The 20,246-nt window shown below is 53.5% G+C and carries 19 protein-coding genes and 1 tRNA gene; 11 read left to right on the top strand and 9 right to left on the bottom strand.

What is annotated here, in order from left to right:
* The first annotated feature begins 52 nt into the window (after window positions 1-52).
* From trxA to EOV40_RS12605, 3 genes are all read left to right on the top strand, one after another.
* Window positions 53-379: a thioredoxin TrxA gene (gene trxA, locus EOV40_RS12615; RefSeq protein ID WP_003623364.1), complete on the top strand. Its 327-nt coding sequence runs from the start codon at window positions 53-55 to the stop codon at window positions 377-379.
* A 184-nt stretch (window positions 380-563) separates the two neighbouring features.
* Complete coding sequence (gene accD / locus EOV40_RS12610) at window positions 564-1,469, top strand: acetyl-CoA carboxylase, carboxyltransferase subunit beta (protein ID WP_003623367.1); 906 nt, start codon at window positions 564-566, stop codon at window positions 1,467-1,469.
* Between the two features lie 7 nt (window positions 1,470-1,476).
* The gene (locus EOV40_RS12605; RefSeq protein WP_128106142.1) at window positions 1,477-2,814 is read left to right on the top strand and encodes a bifunctional folylpolyglutamate synthase/dihydrofolate synthase; all 1,338 of its coding nucleotides are present in this window, start codon (window positions 1,477-1,479) and stop codon (window positions 2,812-2,814) included.
* Between the two features lie 46 nt (window positions 2,815-2,860).
* On the opposite strand, the gene EOV40_RS12600 is transcribed toward EOV40_RS12605, so the two are convergent.
* Window positions 2,861-2,935, bottom strand: a tRNA-Thr gene (locus tag EOV40_RS12600).
* A 72-nt stretch (window positions 2,936-3,007) separates the two neighbouring features.
* Between EOV40_RS12600 and cysS the strand changes: the two genes are divergently transcribed.
* Both cysS and EOV40_RS12590 read left to right on the top strand, forming a co-directional pair.
* Entirely contained in the window at window positions 3,008-4,441 is a 1,434-nt protein-coding gene (gene cysS, locus EOV40_RS12595) for a cysteine--tRNA ligase (protein ID WP_087651639.1), read from the top strand.
* Window positions 4,438-5,208 carry an RNA methyltransferase gene (locus tag EOV40_RS12590; RefSeq protein WP_128106141.1) on the top strand — a complete coding sequence of 257 codons (771 nt, stop codon included), beginning with the start codon at window positions 4,438-4,440 and terminating at the stop codon, window positions 5,206-5,208. The genes cysS and EOV40_RS12590 overlap by 4 nt, the downstream gene beginning before the upstream one ends.
* Before the next feature lie 68 nt (window positions 5,209-5,276).
* Here EOV40_RS12590 and EOV40_RS12585 read toward each other — a convergent pair whose 3' ends face one another.
* Window positions 5,277-5,942, bottom strand: a complete 666-nt coding sequence (locus EOV40_RS12585; RefSeq protein ID WP_003623374.1) for an alpha/beta hydrolase — start codon at window positions 5,940-5,942, stop codon at window positions 5,277-5,279.
* Window positions 5,943-6,389: 447 nt separating this feature from the next.
* Between EOV40_RS12585 and EOV40_RS12580 the strand changes: the two genes are divergently transcribed.
* From EOV40_RS12580 to EOV40_RS12555, 6 genes are all read left to right on the top strand, one after another.
* Window positions 6,390-7,574, top strand: coding sequence for a cysteine desulfurase family protein (locus tag EOV40_RS12580; RefSeq protein WP_128106140.1), 1,185 nt, complete (start codon window positions 6,390-6,392; stop codon window positions 7,572-7,574).
* Between the two features lie 8 nt (window positions 7,575-7,582).
* Window positions 7,583-8,746, top strand: a complete 1,164-nt coding sequence (locus EOV40_RS12575) for a cysteine desulfurase family protein (protein ID WP_128106139.1) — start codon at window positions 7,583-7,585, stop codon at window positions 8,744-8,746.
* A 77-nt stretch (window positions 8,747-8,823) separates the two neighbouring features.
* Window positions 8,824-9,138 (top strand): ferredoxin family 2Fe-2S iron-sulfur cluster binding protein, encoded by a 315-nt coding sequence (locus tag EOV40_RS12570; RefSeq protein ID WP_050818828.1) that lies wholly within the window; start codon window positions 8,824-8,826, stop codon window positions 9,136-9,138.
* A gap of 27 nt (window positions 9,139-9,165) precedes the next feature.
* Complete coding sequence (gene mnmA / locus EOV40_RS12565) at window positions 9,166-10,248, top strand: tRNA 2-thiouridine(34) synthase MnmA (protein WP_003623382.1); 1,083 nt, start codon at window positions 9,166-9,168, stop codon at window positions 10,246-10,248.
* A 24-nt stretch (window positions 10,249-10,272) separates the two neighbouring features.
* Entirely contained in the window at window positions 10,273-10,944 is a 672-nt protein-coding gene (locus EOV40_RS12560) for a glutathione S-transferase (protein ID WP_167506901.1), read from the top strand.
* 56 nt (window positions 10,945-11,000) lie between these two features.
* The gene (locus tag EOV40_RS12555) at window positions 11,001-12,098 is read left to right on the top strand and encodes a glycosyltransferase family 4 protein (protein ID WP_128106137.1); all 1,098 of its coding nucleotides are present in this window, start codon (window positions 11,001-11,003) and stop codon (window positions 12,096-12,098) included.
* A gap of 12 nt (window positions 12,099-12,110) precedes the next feature.
* On the opposite strand, the gene EOV40_RS12550 is transcribed toward EOV40_RS12555, so the two are convergent.
* The 7 genes from EOV40_RS12550 to rfbB form a co-directional block, all read right to left on the bottom strand.
* Window positions 12,111-12,731: an RluA family pseudouridine synthase gene (locus tag EOV40_RS12550; protein WP_208729345.1), complete on the bottom strand. Its 621-nt coding sequence runs from the start codon at window positions 12,729-12,731 to the stop codon at window positions 12,111-12,113.
* Between the two features lie 53 nt (window positions 12,732-12,784).
* On the bottom strand, window positions 12,785-15,436 hold the full coding sequence (locus tag EOV40_RS12545) for an FtsK/SpoIIIE family DNA translocase (RefSeq protein WP_208729205.1): 2,652 nt from the start codon (window positions 15,434-15,436) through the stop codon (window positions 12,785-12,787).
* Between the two features lie 236 nt (window positions 15,437-15,672).
* Window positions 15,673-16,647 carry a glycosyltransferase gene (locus tag EOV40_RS12540; RefSeq protein WP_208729203.1) on the bottom strand — a complete coding sequence of 325 codons (975 nt, stop codon included), beginning with the start codon at window positions 16,645-16,647 and terminating at the stop codon, window positions 15,673-15,675.
* Window positions 16,648-16,729: 82 nt separating this feature from the next.
* Window positions 16,730-17,638: a dTDP-4-dehydrorhamnose reductase gene (rfbD, locus tag EOV40_RS12535; protein WP_128106133.1), complete on the bottom strand. Its 909-nt coding sequence runs from the start codon at window positions 17,636-17,638 to the stop codon at window positions 16,730-16,732.
* Window positions 17,639-17,640: 2 nt separating this feature from the next.
* Window positions 17,641-18,213: a dTDP-4-dehydrorhamnose 3,5-epimerase gene (gene rfbC, locus EOV40_RS12530; protein ID WP_128106132.1), complete on the bottom strand. Its 573-nt coding sequence runs from the start codon at window positions 18,211-18,213 to the stop codon at window positions 17,641-17,643.
* A gap of 46 nt (window positions 18,214-18,259) precedes the next feature.
* Entirely contained in the window at window positions 18,260-19,171 is a 912-nt protein-coding gene (rfbA, locus tag EOV40_RS12525; RefSeq protein ID WP_128106131.1) for a glucose-1-phosphate thymidylyltransferase RfbA, read from the bottom strand.
* Window positions 19,168-20,226, bottom strand: coding sequence for a dTDP-glucose 4,6-dehydratase (gene rfbB, locus EOV40_RS12520; protein WP_128106130.1), 1,059 nt, complete (start codon window positions 20,224-20,226; stop codon window positions 19,168-19,170). The genes rfbA and rfbB overlap by 4 nt, the downstream gene beginning before the upstream one ends.
* Window positions 20,227-20,246 lie beyond the last annotated feature (20 nt).

Genomic DNA, 20,246 nt, shown 5'->3' with positions numbered 1-20,246 from the left:
AAGGCAGTTCACGGCATGCAGGCGCGTGCCGGAGAGTTTAAGGAACCAGAAAATGAGTGAACACACGCTTGCTGTCAGCGATTCCAGCTTTGATAAAGATGTTCTCAAGGCGTCTGGCCTTGTGCTGGTAGATTTCTGGGCAGAATGGTGCGGCCCTTGCAAGATGATTGGCCCAGCGCTGGAAGAAATTGGCAAGGAATTTGCCGGTAAGGTAACCGTTGCCAAAGTGAATATTGATGATAACCCAGAAACACCAAATGCGTATCAGGTGCGCAGCATTCCTACGCTTATGCTGGTGCGCGATGGTAAGGTTGTAGATAAAAAAGTGGGTGCCCTGCCCAAAAGCCAGTTGAAGGCATGGGTTGAAGGCGCTCTGTAATCAGAGCTTCAATGTAGCCTGAAGTTTAAGGGTAAACTGCAAGCTTCAGGCTTGTTTTCCGTAGGGGCATCTGGCCTGTAGGTTCTCATAAAACTTGGCAGATAGGTTCAGCCAGCGTAATGCAACGCGTGCTGGGCCATATATTTGTCCCTGCAATTTGTATTGTGCAGTCACAGGGTTCAAAATGAGCTGGATCACCGAATATGTTCGTCCCAAAATTCGCGGCCTGCTGCGTCGGGATGTGCCGGATAATCTGTGGACGACCTGTGACTCATGCAGCCAGATGATTCTGACCAAAGAGCTGCACAAGGCATTGAATGTGTGCCCCCATTGTGGGCACCACATGCGTGCACCGGTTATGGACCGTCTGAAATGGACGTTTGATAACGGGGATTTCACCCGTATTGAGCTGCCTTCTGCTCCGGTTGATCCGCTAGGGTTCCGCGATCAGAAAAAATATACAGATCGCCTTAAGGATGCGCGCGCAAAAAGCCATCTAGACGAATCGCTGATTGTGGCCCACGGCACCATTGGCGGCCATCAGGCTGTTGTTGGCGTCATGGCGTTTGAATTCATGGCAGGCACCATGGGGGCTGCGTTTGGTGAGCGCTTTGTGGCCGCAGCGCGTTTGGCCATTCTTCAAAAGGCTCCTCTGGTTATCTTCACCGCTTCTGGCGGCGCACGTATGCAGGAAGGCGTTATCAGCCTGATGCAGATGCCTCGTACCACTGTAGCGGTTGAAATGCTTAAAGAAGCCGGGCTGCCTTATATTGTGGTGCTTACCAACCCAACCACAGGTGGCGTTACGGCCTCCTTTGCCATGTTGGGTGATGTGCAGATGGCCGAACCCAATGCGCTGATCGGTTTTGCTGGGCCGCGTGTTATTCAGGATACGGTGCGTGAAAAGTTGCCAGAAGGCTTCCAGCGGTCCGAATATCTGCTGGATCACGGCATGCTGGATATGGTGGTGCAGCGTAAGGATGTGCCCGCAACATTGGCCCGTGTGATCGGGCTGCTGATGCACGCACCAGCAGATGTAAAAGCACCGCCGCCGCGCCCGCAGGCACCTGCTCCCGCCGCCGCAGAGTAATCCTTTCATGACAAAAGCAGCAGCTTCCAGCCCCACAGCAGAATTCACGGGCCGGACAGGCGCGGTGTTGGAACGGCTGAATAACCTGTATCCGGCACTTATTGATCTTTCCTTGGGGCGGTTGGAAGCACTGCTGGCAAAGTTGGGGCACCCGGAAGAAAAGCTGCCCCCAGTTATCCATGTTGCTGGCACAAACGGGAAGGGCAGCACGTGCGCCACTCTGCGTGCTATTGGTGAGGCCGCAGGCTGGCGTGTGCATGTGATGACATCCCCACATCTGGTGGATGTGACGGAGCGATTCCGTATCGCCGGTAAATTGGTGAGCGAATCGGAACTGGTTGCCACGCTGGAAGAAATTGAGCGGGTGAATGACGGCGCGCCCATTACCGTATTTGAAGTTCTGACAGCCGCTGGCTTTCTGCTTTTTTCCCGTCATCCGGCTGACTTGGCGATTATTGAAGTAGGGCTGGGTGGCCGGTGCGATGCCACCAATGTGCTGCGTAAACCTGCTGCGTGTATTGTCACCTCAGTCTCGCGTGATCACGAGGCGTTTCTGGGTGACACGCTGGAAGCTATTGCCGCAGAAAAAGCCGGTATTTTCAAGCCGGGCGTGCCTGCCATAACAGGCAATCAGCCAGAAGCGGTTATGAAGGTTTTGCAAGCGCAGGCAGATAAGGTGGGTGCACCGCTTTATCGGCGTGGGGTTGAATGGTCGATTTCTCCGCAGAATGGTGCGGAGTCGAGCACGGCTGAACTGACGTTTACAGATAAGGCCGGGGAACTCACATTGCCGCAGCCCGCATTGGTGGGGCCGTGGCAGGTTGAAAATGTAGGCCTTGCTGTAGAAGCATTGCGTGTTTCCGGCCTGTATGTGCCAGAACAGGCATGGCAGGGCATTAGCCGCGTGAACTGGCCTGCACGTATGCAGCAACTTCACGGCAAGTTGGCCTCTCATCTGCCTGAGGGGTGGGAGCTCTGGCTGGATGGTGGCCATAACCCCGGTGCTGGCAATGCTCTGGCGCAGGAACTGGCGCATTGGAAAGATCAGCCCCTGCACGTGCTGGTGGGAATGAAGCAGACCAAGGATGCCACGGGTTTTTTAAACCCGGTGCTGCCGTTTGCGTCTAGCGTTTGGGCTATTTGTGAGCCTCAGCAGCATTTGGCATTGCCGGTAGAAGCTATTGTGGAGGCTTCTGGTGGAAAGGCTCAGGTAGGGCCAACGCTGGTTGATGCGCTTGATGCATTGGTAGTCCAAAATCCACAACCGCGTGCAAGAGTGCTGATTTGTGGCAGCTTGTATCTGGCTGGTGTTGCGCTCAAGCAGGATGGATGGGTGGCCGCGTAAAACCGCTTACCTGCTATTTACCGCCAAATTTTTCAGTAAGAAAAAGTGGTGCCCCCAGTAGGATTTGAACCCACGACCTACCGCTTACAAGGCGGTTGCTCTACCACTGAGCTATAAGGGCACTGATGCGTATTTCGCAGGGGCAGAATTAAGCTGAAACCACCCCCACTCGTCAAGACCTGTTTTTGTGTTGATGAAAGGTTTTTTGGGGGCGCAGGATATTGCATCCAAACCGCTGCTGGCGCATCTAGGCTGCATGCCGCACTCTCATCTTCCTCCTCACCCAGTTCTATCCCTGCACGATAGCCAAAGTCGTGCCACGGTGCCGTTTACGCCTATCGATCCGGCACATGTAAAAGTCTATTACTGTGGACCAACAGTGTATGACTTGGCCCATATTGGCAATTTGCGGGCCATGCTCACGGCAGATGTGCTGGTGCGCCTGCTGCGGCATGTTTATCCGCGCGTGACATTTGTGCGGAACATCACAGATGTTGATGACAAGATTACCGCACGAGCCCGAGCGAATGGAGAGGATATTGGCTCTCTAACCCAGCGTACCACGGAAGAGTTCCATCAAGATCTGGCATCCATGAATGTGCTGCCGCCGGATATAGAGCCACGGGCCACGCATAATATTGGTGAAATGCAGGCCATGATTGCGCGGCTGATTGAAAACGGCCACGCGTATGAGGCCGAAGGACATGTGCTGTTTTCGGTCGGTTCGTTCCCGTCCTATGGCGCACTTTCTGGCCGCAACCCAGAAGAGCTGGAAGCTGGGGCTCGTGTAGAGGTTGCCCCCTACAAAAAAGCGCCGGGTGATTTTGTGCTGTGGAAACCATCGGACGCAGACCAGCCAGGGTGGGATAGTCCTTGGGGCCGTGGCCGACCAGGCTGGCATATTGAATGTTCTGCCATGTCTCATCGTTACCTGGGAGATAGCTTTGATATTCATGGTGGTGGATCAGACCTTCTGTTCCCGCATCATGAAAACGAACGTGCCCAGAGCCTGTGCTGCTTCCCTCATGGCAAGTTTGCCAATTACTGGGTGCATAATGCCATGCTGCTGGTTGAGGGTGAGAAAATGTCCAAGTCTTTGGGCAACTTCCTCACCATTAGGGATGTGCTGGCACAGGCTCCGGCAGAAGCTCTGCGGCTGTTGCTGTTGGGGGCACATTATCGCTCCACCCTGAATTATACGCAGGCCGGTTTGCAGGAAGCGCGTAAAACGCTGGATCGGTTCTACCGTGCCCTTGCTGCTGGGCCTGTGCCAGAAACAGATGTGCCGGAGGGCGTGATGCAAGCTCTGGCGGATGATCTGAATACACCTAAAGCCATTGCAGAACTGCACGCTCTTGCAGCGCAGGCTCTGGCCGGAGACAGACAGGCCGCAGGTGCCCTTAAAGCGGGTGCAGGCATGCTGGGGCTTTTGCAGAGTGACCCCGAACAGTGGTTCAAAGGCGATGCCTCTGATGAAGATGCGGCAATTGAAGCTTTGATTAACGAACGTCTGGCGGCCCGCAAAGCGCGGGATTTTGCAAAGGCAGACGCACTGCGTGATCAGCTTCAGGCTCAGGGCATTGTGCTGGAAGATACTAAAGACGGCACAAGCTGGAGGCGGGCATGACCGGTCGGGATGGGGGCGCCCCTCTGGAGCCAATAGGCAATACGCCTGTTGTTATTCTGGTGCGCCCGCAAATGGCGGAAAATATTGGCACTACAGCGCGCGCCATGGCCAATGGCGGCCTTTTTCATTTGCGGCTTGTCAGCCCGCGGGATGGATGGCCGCAAGAACGCGCATGGCGTGCTTCTTCCGGGGCAGACCGGATTCTGGAAGCTGCAACAGTGCATGAGAGTGTAGATGATGCTGTGGCAGACTTGCACCATGTGTATGCAACATGCCCACGCCCGCGGCATATCATCAAGCCTGTATTAACGGCCCGAGGTGGTGCGGCGGAATTGCGCGCGGCAACAGGCCGCGGGCTAAAAGTGGGCCTGATGTTTGGCCCCGAACGTGCTGGACTTGATAATGAGGATATGGCGCGGGCTGATGCGCTTATTCGCTATCCGCTCAACCCGGCTTTCATGTCGCTTAATCTGGCGCAGGCCGTCATGATCATGGCGTATGAATGGTGGATGGCTGAGGATCAGACTCCCCCGCGTGAACTCATGACGAATGAGACCCATGTGGCGACCAAAGGGGAGCTGGAGAACTTTCTGCAACATCTGGAGCGTGAGCTGGATGATTGCGGTTTTCTGCGGAATGAGCAGAAGCGCCCCGGTATGGTGCGTAACCTCCGCCACTTTTTTACACGTGGTGAAGTAACAGAGCAGGAACTGCGCACGCTACATGGCGTTGTACGAGAACTGGCGCATCCACGCCGGAAAGACTGATAAGTTTTTAAGGGAAATATATCTGCTGCCAGCCCATAAGAAGCGGCTGGCAGCAGTAAAGCGGCTTTTTAGTCTGCCGCCAAAGGCATATTGTGATGCGCCATGGCCTTGGTTACGTGGTCTTCCACCGCGTTGGTGATCTTATCTACCTGTTTGGCAAAGATATGATCTGCTTCGGGGAAAACCCGGTAATCAACCGTCACACCTTTTTGGGTGTTCAGCTTATCCACCAGTTTATGAATGGCAGGCTCTGGGGCCATGTCATCCTTGCCGCCGGCAATCATCAGGCCGCCGCAGGGGCAAGGTGCCAGAAAGCCGAAATCATAATGCGCGGCAGGTGGTGCAATGCTAATCCAGCCGGTAATTTCCGGGCGGCGCATCAGCAACTGCATGCCAACAAAAGCACCAAAAGAATAACCGGCAATCCACAGCCCGCTGGCATTGGGGTTAACCATCTGCATCCAGTCTAGCGCTGCGGCAGCATCTGAAATTTCGCCAATACCGCCATCAAACCGTCCCTGAGAACGGCCAACCCCGCGCGAATTGTAACGCATGACGGAAAAGCCCATCTTTTCGAACGTGCGATACAGCGCATAGGTAATGCGGTTGTTCATGGTGCCGCCGTGCAGCGGGTGAGGGTGCAGCACGAGGGCAAGCGGGGCGTTGGGCTCGTTTGAATGGTGATAGCGCCCTTCAAGACGACCATCAGGGCCGGCAAACATAACCTCTGGCATTCGGGTTCCGCTTGATCATGGAAAACGTCCGTGGGCATGACGTTTCCGGGTTCTGTAAACAGGTCTGGTTAAAAACGATGCCACGTTCCTAATCAGGCCATGCGGGGCAGAGGCCGCGCAGTTAAATGTTCAACACACCTTTCTTTTCCGTTTGTGGGGAGAAAACGGAAAAGAAAGGTCTTTCAGGTATATGGTGTCTCTGATGTGTAGAGAAAATAGCAGAAGATGTTTTCTGCCGTTGACCTGAGAGAAGACACAGGCATAATCATGCACCAAGATTCCGTGGAGATCGTAATGCGTGGGGGAAGTCTTTTCTCCCAGCGTGATGGGGCATGCTGCACCTCGTGGTGTTGACCATGCGGCTTTCTATAGCGGCTGTGGTGCCAAGATTTCCACATAAATCGTTATAATGGCTGTTTTTAGCCCTTTTGGGTATGGCATGTCTGTGTGGCAGGCGATCTGATTCGGGGCATCATGACAAGCAGAACAGAAAGAAACAGCAGTGGTTCAGATGTGGTCTATCTGGACGCCAATGCAACAGAGCCCTTGCGCCCCCAAGCGCGGGATGCGTTGCTGGAAACTGCTGATTTAACAGGAAATCCATCTTCCGTGCATCGCGCAGGCCGCAAAGCCCGCGCTTTATTGGAGCAAGCCCGTAATACGGTTGCACGTTATCTGGATGTAGCGCCGCTAAACTGTATTTTTACATCAGGCGGCACAGAAGCTAACGTGCTGGCCATGAGGGGACTCGGCCAAGGACGCCGATTCCTGATCGGCCGTACAGAGCACGATGCTGTACGCAAAGGTGCGCCAGAAGATGCACAAGTGGCGTGGTTGGATGTAGATACCAACGGTCAGGTGCAGTTGGATAAGCTGGAACAGGTGCTGGCACAGGACAAAACACCCGCCTTTGTGTGTTTGATGCTGGCCAATAATGAAACAGGTGTCCTGCACCCGATTGATGATGTGGTTTTGCTGTGCCGGAAGTATGGCGCGCATTTGCATGTTGATGCCGTGCAGGCTGCCGGACGTTTGCCACTTTCTGTTGAAAACAGCGGAATCGATAGTCTTGCATGTTCAGGCCACAAAATGGGTGGGCCAAAAGGGGCAGGGGCTTTGTTACTGCGTGGTCCGGCACCTGCGCGTGTGTTGCCGCTATTTGAGGGCGGAGGGCAGGAGCAGGGCCGCCGTGGCGGAACACCGCCGCTGCCTGCCATTGCAGGACTGGCTGCAGCCTTGGGAGCTGCATTGGAACAGCCACGAGATCTGGCCCCGTTGCGGAATAGTGTTGAACAGGCGGCAGTGGCTGCAGGTGCAAAAGTGTTTGGGGCAGACGTGCCACGGTTGAGTAATACCACCTCTCTGGCATTGCCGGGCAAGCGCGCACAGGCGCAACTCATGCGGCTGGATCTGGACGGTATTTGTGTTTCGGCCGGTTCTGCCTGTTCTTCCGGTAAAGTGGCGTTTTCACACGTGTTGGAAGCCATGGGGGCAGGAGATCTGGCCGGGCAAGCTTTACGTGTTTCCTTGCCGTGGAATGTGACAGAGCAGGATGTTGCCCGCTTTATCGAGTCTTACACTCGTATGGCACAAAGCTCGGCATCTATTGGGCTTGTGGATTCTGTGGTGTAATTTCGGGCATGGCTTCATCCATTTATTTTGATCATGCAGCCACCACACCGTGTGATCCGCGTGTACGTGCAGTATTGCTGGACGTTCTGGACCATGAAAATGGTAACCCCCATAGCACAACGCATGAAGCCGGAATGCGCGCGGCAGACAGGGTGGCCCATGCACGTCATCAGGTTGCCAGCTTGATAGCGGCAGATGCCAAGGAAATCATTTTTACATCGGGCGCTACAGAAGCCAATAATCTGGCCATTAAAGGGGCTGCGCGCCACTTGGCCGGACAGGGTAGCCCGCGTAAACGCATTATAACTGTAGCAACAGAGCACAAATGTGTTCTGGAAAGCGTGCGGGATCTGGCGCAGGAAGGGTTTGAACCTGTTGTGCTACCAGTGGATACTAACGGCCTGCTTGATCCATCTGTGTTGCAAGAGGCGTTAAAAGTGCCCACAGCCCTTGTTTCCATTATGGCCGCTAATAATGAAACAGGCGTGCTGCAAGATATGTCTGTTCTGGGCCGTTTGGTGAATGAGGCAGGCGCTTTACTGCATTCTGATCTGGCACAAGCCGCGGGAAAAATTCCTGTAGATGTGCACGCTTGGGGTTTGGCTCTGGCTTCTGTTTCCAGCCACAAGCTGTATGGCCCCAAAGGTGCTGGGGCATTGTTTGTGCGGCGTCGGCCACGGGTGCGTTTGGCAGCGCTGTTTTCTGGCGGAGGGCAGGAACGTGGTGTGCGTTCTGGCACTGTCCCCGGTTTTCTGGTGGCTGCGTTTGGCGAAGCCTGCCAGATTGCAAAGCAGGAGCTGGATACCGGCTTTGAGCATTTATCCATGTTACAGCGCGTTTTTCTAAATAAGCTGGATGCCGTATTGCCGGGGTGTGAGGTTAATGCAGCATCAGCCCCACGTTTGCCGGGTATTTTTAATCTGCGTTTGCCCGCAGAGGTTCCTGCGCTGGATGTTGTGGCGGTTATGCCTGATCTGGCTGTTTCTTTGGGTTCGGCCTGTTCTTCGGCAGAACTGGCCCCATCTTATGTGCTGGAAGCAATGGGATTGAATAGAGAAGAAGCGGGAAGAAGCTTGCGTCTGTCTCCCGGACGTTTTACCTCAGCCGCCGAAGCAGAACGCGCGGCAGACAATTTGGCGCAGGCTGTCTTGCGGGTGCGCAGTGTAACGTAAGTTACCAGGTTGCAGCCCAACAGAACGCCATACCCCCACATGCCGCAATGAAACAGCCTTTGGCAGGATGGAAACCAATGCCCCAGATGACATTTGTTGAACAGGACGGAACAGAACACAAAGTGGATGCGCCGGTTGGCCTTTCCGTGCTGGAAATTGCCCATAAGCACGGCATTGACCTTGAAGGCGCATGTGAAGGTTCTTTGGCCTGTGCAACATGCCATGTGATTGTAGACCCAACTTGGGCACCCAAGCTGGCAGCCCCTACGGATGATGAAGAAGATATGCTGGATCTGGCTTTCGGGCTGGAAAAGACATCTCGCTTGGGTTGCCAGATTGTCATGACAGAAGCGCTGGATGGTTTGGTTGTACGCCTGCCCAGCAAGGCCTGAAGCCGTTTTTAAAAGGATATAGCGCTCATGCGTATACTTGTTGCCATGTCTGGTGGGGTGGATAGCTCTGTTGTAGCTGCCCGCCTTCTGGAGGAAGGGCATGAAGTTGTGGGTGCTACCTTGCAGCTTTACGATTCGCGCGGGGCTGCAAAAAAAGGTGCGTGCTGTGCGGGGCAGGATATTCGTGATGCCCGCGCAGTGGCGGATCTTCTGGGCTTTCCGCATTACGTTATTGATGCGGAACGCCGCTTTAAGGATAGCGTTATAGAGCGTTTTGCGGATGCTTATGCATCAGGTGAAACGCCAGTGCCCTGTGTGGCGTGTAATCAGGGCGTGAAGTTTACAGATTTGCTGGGCCTTGCGCGTGAAATTGGCGCAGATGCCATGGCAACAGGCCATTACGTCCGCCGCGTAGAAGGGCCAGATGGTGCAGAACTGCACCGCCCATGTGATGAAGACCGGGATCAGAGCTGGTTTTTGTTTGCCACCACGCGGGATCAGCTTGAGTTTTTGCGTTTTCCACTGGGCGATATGCCAGACAAGGCAGCCGTCAGAAAAGAAGCCGAGCGCTTTGGTCTGGTGGTTGCAGGCAAGCCCGATAGTCAGGACCTGTGCTTTGTAAGCGATGGCTCCTACGTGGATCTGGTGGAAAAAATGCATCCCGAAATGGCAGGTCCCGGTGAAATTGTGGACCAGCAGGGGCAGATTGTAGGGCAGCACGAAGGCGTTATGCGGTTTACCGTGGGGCAAAGCAAAAGGCTGGGGAATGCCGCGCGCCTGAATGGCGAACGCCAGATGGTGGTTGGTGTAGAACCAGGCCGCAGGCGCGTGATTATTGGCCCGCGGGAAAAATCCTTTGTTACAGCGCTTTCTGTGCGGGATGTGAACTGGCTGGTAGATGCACCGCCAGAAGGCTTAGTGTGCCGTGTGCAAATGCGCGCGCGTGAGGAGCCTCGGGCTGCCCGCGTGGTGCCCACACCAGATGGCGCCATGGTGTATCTGGAAGAACCAGCCATGCCCGCACCCGGGCAGGCCTGTGTATTCTATCAGGGCACACGTATTCTGGGTGGTGGGTTTATCCGCCGTATGGAAGAAACTGTTCCAGCGTAAACTCTTAGGTAAAGGGCACGAATGATGGCTGATGGTCGGCTTGTTATTGGTACACAGCGGTATTCTTCGTGGTCTTTACGGGGCTGGCTTATGGTCAAGCTGGCGCAGCTGAATGTTGATATAGACGTTGTGCCATTGGCAGGTGGTGGCAAAACCACAGTGCTGAAAACACTGTCCCCCAACGGGTGCGTGCCGTATCTGGCGCATGAAGGTGCGGTGGTGTGGGATTCGCTTTCAATTGCGGAATACTGCGCAGAATATCAACCTGCTCTTTGGCCATCCGAACGATGTGAACGTGCGATAGCGCGCTCCATATCAGCCGAAATGCATTCCGGCTTTCGTGGTGTGCGTTCTGCTCTGCCTATGAATCTGGGCCGAGATGCCCGCCCCTTGGCTGAGCCTCTGGCGGAAGATGTGCTGAAGGATATCTCCCGGATTGATGCGATTTGGACAGATGCCAGAACCCGTTACGGGGTTGATGGTCCATATCTGTTTGGTGCATCTTTTGGGAATGCAGATGCCATGTTTGCCCCGATTGTCTGCCGCTTTCTATCCTACGGTGTAACGGGACTATCTGATGTTGCCCGCGCGTATATGGATGCCGTGCGTCAGCACCCACTAATGCAGGAATGGTATCAAGAGGCAGCGGATGAACCAGCAGAGTGGCAGCTGGATATGTATGAATCCATCCCCTGATACGGTGTGACGTTCTGCAGTATGCACCACAGAGCGTATGATGCCGGAGGGGTAAAATGGCGCACGCCTTACGGATTCTAACAGTTTTACCTCCCCGAGAAAGATTTGCACCGCAACAGGCCGGGGCCATTGCGTTATTGGTGCACCGCACAGCGTTAGAAGGTGAAACCGTTATAGGGTCATCTCTGTCTGTTCCAAGTTTTCAGGGCGTTGCTTTTCAGCCTGTGCCTTCCGTTTTGCACCCATTGGGGCGGATAGGCCGATATATTGCTGGGGTGGCCAAAAAAATTCGGCAGCTTCAGCCGGAACTTGTTGAAGTTCATAATCGGCCGGATATTGCATTGGGGCTGCGCAAGCGTTTCCCAAATCTTCCTGTTTCTTTGGTGCTGCATAATGATCCAAGCGGCATGAAAAAGGCACGCACAGCAGCAGAACGAAAAATACTGGCCCGCAAGGTGGCGGTGGTTGCTGTATCTGAATGGGTGCGAAAGCGCTTTAACAGTTCAGATACAGCAGCAGATGTAGATGTGTTGCCCAATTGTCTGGACTTTTCAGTTCTGCCTGAGGCTCCTTCAACGCGCGAGAATCTGTTGCTGTTTGCAGGCCGTGTTGTAGCGGATAAAGGCGTGGATTCCTTTGTGGCTGCGTGTGCTGAGGTCTTGCCTTCCCATCTAGCATGGCGTGCTGAAATTATTGGTGCAGACAGATTTGGCCCGGATTCTCCGCAAACGCCTTTTTTAAAGCAGTTGCGTGTGCAAGCGCAGGCAGCCCATGTGGCAATGGCTGGATATCAGCCTCATCATAAAGTGCTGGAAGCCATGGGGCGGGCGGCCATTGTGGTGATACCCAGCCGTTGGCCAGAACCTTTTGGTATGGTGGCATTGGAGGCCATGGGTATGGGGGCTGCAGTGGTTGCTTCCCCCCATGGTGGTTTGCCAGAAGTGGTTGGAACTGCCGGGGTATATGCTAACCCGGATGATGTGCCTGCTTTGGCAGATATCTTGCGGGATCTTATGAATGATCCGCAAAAACGTAGCCAAATGTCTGTTGCAGGGTACCAGCAAGCCCGCAAATTTGATGCGGAAATCATCCGTAAAAAGCGGCAGCTTTTACATGAGGAAATTGTAAAAGCATGGCCGCAAAAAAGAAAATAAACGCCTCTTCTTCTAAAGTTTGGTTTCTCTGTCAGGTGCCCACCCACACGCTTGCAAAGCCGCTTTCATACCAGATCTTGGGGGCGCAATTGCTGTAATGGGTGGAGAAAATGGCAGGATCAAACTTCTGGCCAGAAGGTGCAATCCATCTGGGTGCGGAGTGCCGTAAAGAGGATCACCCACAATAGGCCAGTTCATGGCGGCGCAATGTACACGGGCCTGATGTGTGCGCCCTGTTTCAAGGGTGAGTTCCAGCCAGCATAAATCCTTACTGCGGCCAAGAACCTTCCAGCGTGTAGCAGCTGCTGCGCCAGAAGGAGATGCCATCATGCGCCAGCCCTTTTTAGAGGACTGTTTTTCAAGTGGTAGGTCTATGCGGCCAGTCTCTGCCTGTGGGCCGGTTTGTACAACTGCCCAGTAGGTTTTTTGTGCTGTTTTAGTGGCAAAGGCTTGCTGCAAAGCCAAAAGAGGCTGTTTGCGTAAGGCAATGGCCAAGCAGCCTGATGTATCGGTATCCAGCCGATGAGCCAGCCAAGGTCCATCCTTGCGGCGAGAAAGTAGGGGAAACCAGTCTTCAACGCTTGGGCCACCGGCAGGGCCTGCATGTACAGGCAGGCCTGCTGGCTTGTTCAGGATAACCAGATGATGATCCTGATAAAGGATAGGGGGCAGGTGGGCAGAAATGTTTAGTCCTCCCTATTGGCGCCAACCAGTACCTTGCGGCGGCCAACATGGTCTGCCCGGCTGATAATGCCTTCTTTTTCCATCTGCTCAATCAGCTTTGCTGCACGGTTATAGCCGATGGAAAGCTTGCGCTGAATGAAGGAGGTGGAAGCTTTGCCTTCAGTAGTCACAATAGAAACGGCTTCATCATACATTTCTGATTCGCCGTTATCACCGCCTCCAGAACGGCCAGAACCACTGTTGGAGGATGCTGTTTCATCCACAGGTTCTGCCAGCACGTCATCATCGTAAACAGGTTCTCCCTGTTCCTTCAGGAAGTTAACAACCTGTTCCACTTCGCTATCAGCCACAAACGGACCGTGCACGCGGGTGATGCGGCCGCCACCTTGCATGAACAGCATATCACCCTGGCCCAAAAGTTGTTCAGCACCCTGTTCGCCCAAAATGGTGCGGCTATCAAACTTGCTGATAACCTGGAAGGAGATACGGGTGGGGAAGTTGGCTTTAATGGTGCCGGTAATCACATCCACAGAGGGGCGCTGCGTGGCCATAATAACGTGAATACCAGCAGCACGGGCTTTTTGGGCCAGACGCTGCACGCAGGCATCAATTTCTTTCCCGGCCGTCATCATCAGGTCAGCCATTTCGTCAATAATCACGACGATATAGGGCATGGGGTCTAGCGTAACAGATTGTTCCTCAAAAACCGGGTTACCGGTTTCGGGGTCAAACCCTGTCTGCACGCGGCGTACAACCACTTCACCATCGGCACGGGCCTCTGCTGCACGGGCATTATACCCAGCAATGTTACGCACCTGCATGTGCGCCATGGTGCGATAACGGCGGTCCATTTCGCGCACTACCCATTTAAGGGCGTTTACGGCTTTTGGCGGTTCTGTCACCACCGGTGTGAGCAGATGCGGAATGCCATCATAGATGGAAAGTTCCAGCACCTTGGGGTCAATCATGATCAGGCGGCATTCATCGGGGGAAAGCCGATAAAGCAGCGAAAGAATCATGGCGTTAACACCAACGGATTTACCCGAACCCGTGGTGCCAGCTACTAGCAGGTGCGGCATACGCGCCAGATCACTAAATACCGGTTCACCAGAAATATCTTTACCCAGAGCCAAAGGAAGCTGGCCTGGCTCATCCCGCCATGTGGGCTGATTGAGGAGCTCGGAAAGATAAACTGTCTCACGCGTTTGGTTAGGCACTTCAATGCCCATCACGTTGCGGCCCGGCACAGTGGCAATACGCACACTCAGCACAGAAAGAGAGCGTGCCACATCGTCTGAAAGACCAATAATGCGGGCAGAGCGAATGCCCGGTGCAGGCTCCAGTTCATAGAGCGTCACAACAGGGCCTGCGCTCATGCCCACAATTTTGCCCTGCACACCGTAATCGGCCAGTACCTGTTCCAGAAGGCGTGCCGTGGCATGCAGTGCTTCTGGGGAAGGGCCCGTGCGTGTATTGGCTGGAGCGGGTTTGAGAAGGCCGAGAGACGGCAGTTCCCAACCACCTTTACGTACAGTGACACCAGCACGCACCGTAGCGCTTGCACTGCTTTCCTGATTTGCACTGCCAGAAAACAGGCGGCCCAGAAGGCCAGATTTGGCTGGTTTTTCTGCTGCTGGCGGCGGAGGGGGCGCTTGTGTGACAACTGGGGCCGGCGTGGCTGTAGGCGCTGGATCAGGCGTATGATGTGCCAATTCCATGGAAGAAGATGCCATAGGTTTTTTGCTGTCTTCTTCATGATGCAGCACTAAAGCTGTGCCGGAAGATGCTGGTGTAGATATTGGTGCCGCGCGGGGGATATCCTCTACTTCTGGCTCATCATGAGAAAAGAGAGACTGTGAGGATGCCTGAGGTCGGTTCTTATAAAAATCAGCCGTTTCCGTAGGGGTATAGGTATCTGTCTGGGGTTTGCGGCTGGCATAGTAACGCACGAAGCGCACCCCAAGTTTTCCCGGCAAGCGAAGCAACATAAGTGTTACGCGCCAGATGGCAAACCACTCCTCTCGCCGTAGGCCCGTGGCTAAAGCCATCAGCAGAAAAGCCAGTAGCAGCCCAAGCAGCCACAGCACCATGCCACCGGCTGGGCCAATGGCCGCCATACCCGCAGCAATAGATGTTTGAGCGATGGAATGGCCAATGCCCCCGCCAATGCCAGCTTGGGTTGGCCAGTTAATGGCAGGTAAAGCTGTAAAGAGCAGGGGAATAGCGGCCAGCAGCGCGCCAGAAACGGGCAGCAGGCACAAAATGGCTACAACACGCATGGCAAATACAGGCCAAGATTCGTGGCCCAGTAGCCGGTGGCTCATAAACCGCCAGCCCCACGCAATCAAAATCAATGCAGGCAGAATCGCCGCCAGCCCTACGCCCTGTAACAGCGTATCGGCAAAAAAGGCTCCGCTTATACCTAACAGGTTGGTAGGTGGTTGGCCTGTTGCTGTATTGAAGGATGGATCATTGGGATTATAGCTGACAAGCGCAGCCAATAAAGCGCAGGCCAGAACGCATAGCGCCAGCCCACCACCTTCCTCTAGGCGCAAACGCAACGTGCTTTTGTGTGAGGATGGGGGATACTGATCGGATTGCGTAGGGCTTATGCGCGCCAAGGGTGTTGATCCTGACTCCAGAAGCCGAAACACATTTCCTGCATGTCGGAAATGTGTTTGCGGGTGATTGATGAGAATGATTCGGTTTTAACTGTAGCGGTAATCTATCGTGAACAGCTTTATAGCAGAAGCACCGGACGATGGTTTTGTTAAGGAATATGCAGAGAAAATGCAGATATTGCGCACATAATTTTGCTCATAATGCGTTATTTATGTGCAGTATGGTGAGGGGAGGCCGCAGAGCCGCCTTAAAAATATCAGATATTCATTCAGCCCAGAAGAAACCACAGCCTGAAAATAATCTGTTCTGGCCAAGTATATCTACGCAGTTTAGGCGAGTGTTTTAGCATACACCATCTGCGCCATCTTCCTATTAAACCTAATTGTGACAGCACTTTCTGTAACGCATCTACAACATGGCTATTGGGTGCTGAAAGATAAGTTTGTTTGGCAAGATATGCCAGATTATCCCGAAAAATGGACATAAATTGCCAAGGCCCACGCCGCAGAGCAGCTAATGCGCGTTGCATAAATAAAGCAGGTGCCCCTACAGCATTATTTTCATGCTGGCGATAAAACAGTGTTGGCTGATTGTCTGTAATCACTATGCCATCTGCACCAGTAACAGCCAGATAAGCCCACCAATCATGCAAAATATGCTTTGGCGGGGAAAGGCTGTCTTGTAAGAGATGGACCGCGGGCGGGGAAAGCATAATGGTGCAGCCCGTAGCAATATTTTGCGTTAATGCCATTTGAAAGCACGGGTTTGGCGGTAACGGCGGTGAAATGCTGATTGGGCGCAATTTGGTGTCTGTCAGGCGCTGCCGGGAACAATAAAGTGCAGGTTTTTGCGTGACTGCCAGGGCTTTAAGCCCACGTTCCAGTTTATCGGGAAACCAGACGTCATCTTGATCACAAAAGGCAACAAAGTAGCCTTCCGGGGTATCTTGCAGAAGTGTGGCGTAAGAACGCACGACTCCCATATGTGTGTGGGGGGAAGTAATTTGCCTGCAACGTTGAATACCAACATCCAGCGCAAACTGCTGCATGTAATCTATGCTTGCATCTGTAGACCCATCATCTCGCCACAGCAGAACCCAGTTTGTATGCGTTTGCTGTTTGAGGGATGTTAACAGGTCATTTAAAAAAGTAGCACCATTGTAAACGGAAAGTAAAACGGCAACAGGAATGGGTTCCTGATGTTGGGGAGGGGCCATTCCGTGTTGCACGTTTGGTGTTTGCACCTAACTGTTCACTTCTGCGTTCTGCTAGGCGGATATTGATAAAGATAACCTCTTTGGGGCCGCCTATTCCCCGTAAGAAGTGTCAGGAAGATGGGGCAGAGAAGATGTGGTGCACCACTTTATCCACGCTTTCCTGCCATTGCGGCATTTGAATGCCAAAAACGCGCGCAAGTTTACTGTTATCCATGCGAGAGTCTGCCGGACGTTTGGCGGGTGTTGGCCAATCTTCTGTGCGGATGGCTGTAATGGTGGGTTTGGCTTGGCCATATTCAGACGCCTTTTGCAGCGCTGCTTCTGCCAGACCATGCCATGTTGTTTCACCAGTGCCACAGGCATGGTAAATGCCTGCGTATTCATCTTTCCAGCCGGTTTTTTCAATAGTGGCCAAGATGGAAAGAATGGCCTGTGCCAGATCATCGGAACAGGTAGGGTTGCCGCGCTGATCCCCCACAACTTTCAAGGCTGGGTTTTTGGCACCAGCATTCAGCATTGTGCGCACAAAGTTTTTGCCGTGCGCTGAATAAACCCAAGAAGTGCGCAGAATAATGCTGCGTGGGTCTGCTGCCAAAATGCGTTGTTCCCCTTCAGCTTTAGTGCTGCCGTAAACAGTCTGGGGGGAAACTGGGTCTGTTTCCACATACGGCGTGCTCTTGTCTCCAGCAAACACATAATCTGTGGAAACATGGATAAAGGGAATGCCACGTTCTGCACACAGCTGTGCCAGCAGTTCTGGCCCTGTTGTGTTGGCTCGGGCAGCGGCTTCGGGTTCGCTTTCTGCCAGATCAACAGCTGTCCATGCTGCGGCATTTACCACAGCAACAGGTTTAATGGCGTCTAGCGTTGTCTTCAGTGATTCAGGGCGGTCAAAGTCAAAATCCGGGCGGCCAACACAATGGATACGCGGCCCCCCAAGATTTACCAGAGATGTTGCAAGCTGGCCTTTTCCGCCAGTTACCAGAACAGGGCCACCAGTTTCAGACAGAATGCTCATGTTCAGCCTTCTTTCCCCGCATACTGAAACCACCCTTTGGCAGCTGAAAACTCTGGGGCCAGCAAGTCTTTTTCAGACAATACAGCGTCCTCGGCCTTAACAGGCCAATCTATGCCAAGTTCTGTGCTGTTCCAGATAACGGCACGTTCAGATGCTTTGCTGTAAAGAGCGGTGCATTTGTATTGCACTTCTGCATTTTCAGTCAGAGTGCAGAAGCCGTGCAGGAAGCCCGGTGGAATCCAGAGCTGAGACCAATTTTCTTCGGACAGTTCGGCCGCAACCCATTTGCCATAAGTGGGGGAGCCTGTGCGGGCATCTACGGCAACATCCCAGATAGCACCACGCGTGCAGCGCACTAATTTGCCCTGTGCAAACGGATCAAGCTGGCAATGCAGGCCGCGGATAACACCTTTCTGGCGGGAAAGGCTTTGGTTATCCTGCACAAAAGGTTCCGTAATGCCTGCTTCACGCATGCGTTCGATATTGTAGGTTTCTGAAAAGAACCCACGATTGTCACCAAATCGTGGTGGCGTCATCAGAATAACATCGGGAATGGCAAGGCGTTCGGATTTCATGCGCGGGAAACTCCTGCGTTGCTACGGGAAAAGAACACAGCAAGCCTTAACGGCCTGCTCCTTCAGATGAGGCCAAGTTAAACAGCACCCGGCCCAGTTCTGTTTTGCCCATGCGCTTGGCATGCTCTTTAAGATGATCTGCAGAAATATATCCCATACGGAAGGCCACTTCTGCCGGAGAACCTACAAGCATGCCCTGTCGGGCCTGAATGGTGTGCACAAACTGGCTGGCTTCTAGCAGGCTGTCGGGAATACCGGCATCCAACCATGCGCAACCACGTCCCAGACGCTCAACTTGCAGGTTGCCATCTTCCAGATAAAAACGGTTCAGATCTGTAATTTCTAATTCACCACGTGCAGAAGGTTTCACCTTTTTGGCAAAATCCAGCACGCGGTTATCATAGAAATACAGGCCAGTTACGGCCCAGTTTGAAGGTGGATTAGTGGGCTTTTCTACAATATCAAGCGCACGGTCTGTTTCATCAAAGGAAACAACGCCATACCGCTCGGGGTCACGTACCTGATACGCAAAAACAGTTGCACCTTGAGGGCGTGCGGCTGCTTTCTGAAGGGAAGCGCTAAGGTGATCAGCAAAAATCAGGTTATCACCTAGCGCCAATGCGCAAGGTGCACCTTGCAACCAGTCTTCAGCAATCAGGAAAGCCTGTGGAATACCATCGGGTGAAGGTTGGACGCGATATTCAAAGTTTACACCAAACTGAGAACCATCACCCAGCAGGCGCTTAAACTGTGGCAGATCCAGCGGGGTGCTGATGATCATGATATCCTTGATGCCTGCCAGCATGAGCGTGGAAAGCGGATAATAGACCATTGGCTTATCATAAACGGGCAGCAACTGTTTGCTGGCGGCCAGTGTCATGGGGTAAAGGCGCGTGCCGGATCCGCCCGCCAGTAGAATGCCCTTCATGGGGGTAGGAGTAGCAGGTTTGTGAGTCATGGAGCAGTGGTTCCCAGTCTCTGGCCTGTATAGCGGCGGGCGCGAATGTTTTCCCACCATGTGCGGTTGTCCAGATACCACTGGACAGTGCGGCGGATGCCGGCTTCAAAATTATGCTTGGCTTTCCAGTCCAGCGCCTGCTCGGCGTGGGAAGGGTCAATTTCGTAACGGAAATCATGTCCGGGGCGATCTGTTACATAACGGATCAGCCGTTCACGCGGGCCTGCTGCATCGGGGCAAAGCTCATCCAGAATGCGGCAGATTGTCTGCACAACTTCCAGATTGGTACGCGGTTGGCGTGCGCCAATAGCGTAGGTTTCGCCCGGTTTGCCTTTTTCAACAGCTTTCACCAAGGCTTCGGCGTGGTCTTCCACAAAGAGCCAATCCCGCACATTGTCGCCCTTGCCATATACGGGCAGTTCCTTGCCCTCAATGGCGTTGATGGTGATCAGCGGGATCAGTTTTTCAGGGAAATGCCAGATACCGTAGTTATTTGTCGTGTTGGTGACAAAAGTGGGCAGCCCAAAAGTGTGATACCATGCCCGAACCAAGTGATCGGAAGAGGCTTTGCTGGCAGAATACGGGCTGCGCGGGTCATAAGGCGTTGTTTCGGTGAATGGCGGATCATTGGGACCAAGCGCACCAAACACTTCATCTGTAGAAATGTGGTGGAAACGGAAGGCTTGTTGCGCTTCCTTATCCAGTGTCATCCAGTATTTGCGGGCGGCCTCCAGCATGGAGTATGTGCCCACTACATTTGTCTGGATAAAGACCCCAGGCCCATCAATGGAGCGATCAACATGACTTTCCGCCGCCAAATGCATAACTGCATCTGGTTTAAAGCTGTTGAACAACTGTTCCAACGCAGGTGTATCTGTGATGTTGGTCTGTGAGAACGTATAGCGTTCGCTCTCTGGAGCGTCCTCAACTGTTTCAGGTGAGGCTGCATAGGTCATGCAGTCAACATTCAGGACAGAATGTGAGGTATTGTGTATGATGTGGCGAATAACGGCAGACCCGATAAACCCACAACCACCAGTTAATAAGATGCGCATGCTATGTCGTTCTTCAAGAC

It is taken from the genome of Acetobacter oryzoeni (assembly GCF_004014775.2).
In the GTDB taxonomy this organism is placed as follows: domain Bacteria; phylum Pseudomonadota; class Alphaproteobacteria; order Acetobacterales; family Acetobacteraceae; genus Acetobacter; species Acetobacter oryzoeni.
Note: the sequence above shows the minus strand (reverse complement) of the source record. Positions and strands in the feature narration are given on the sequence as shown.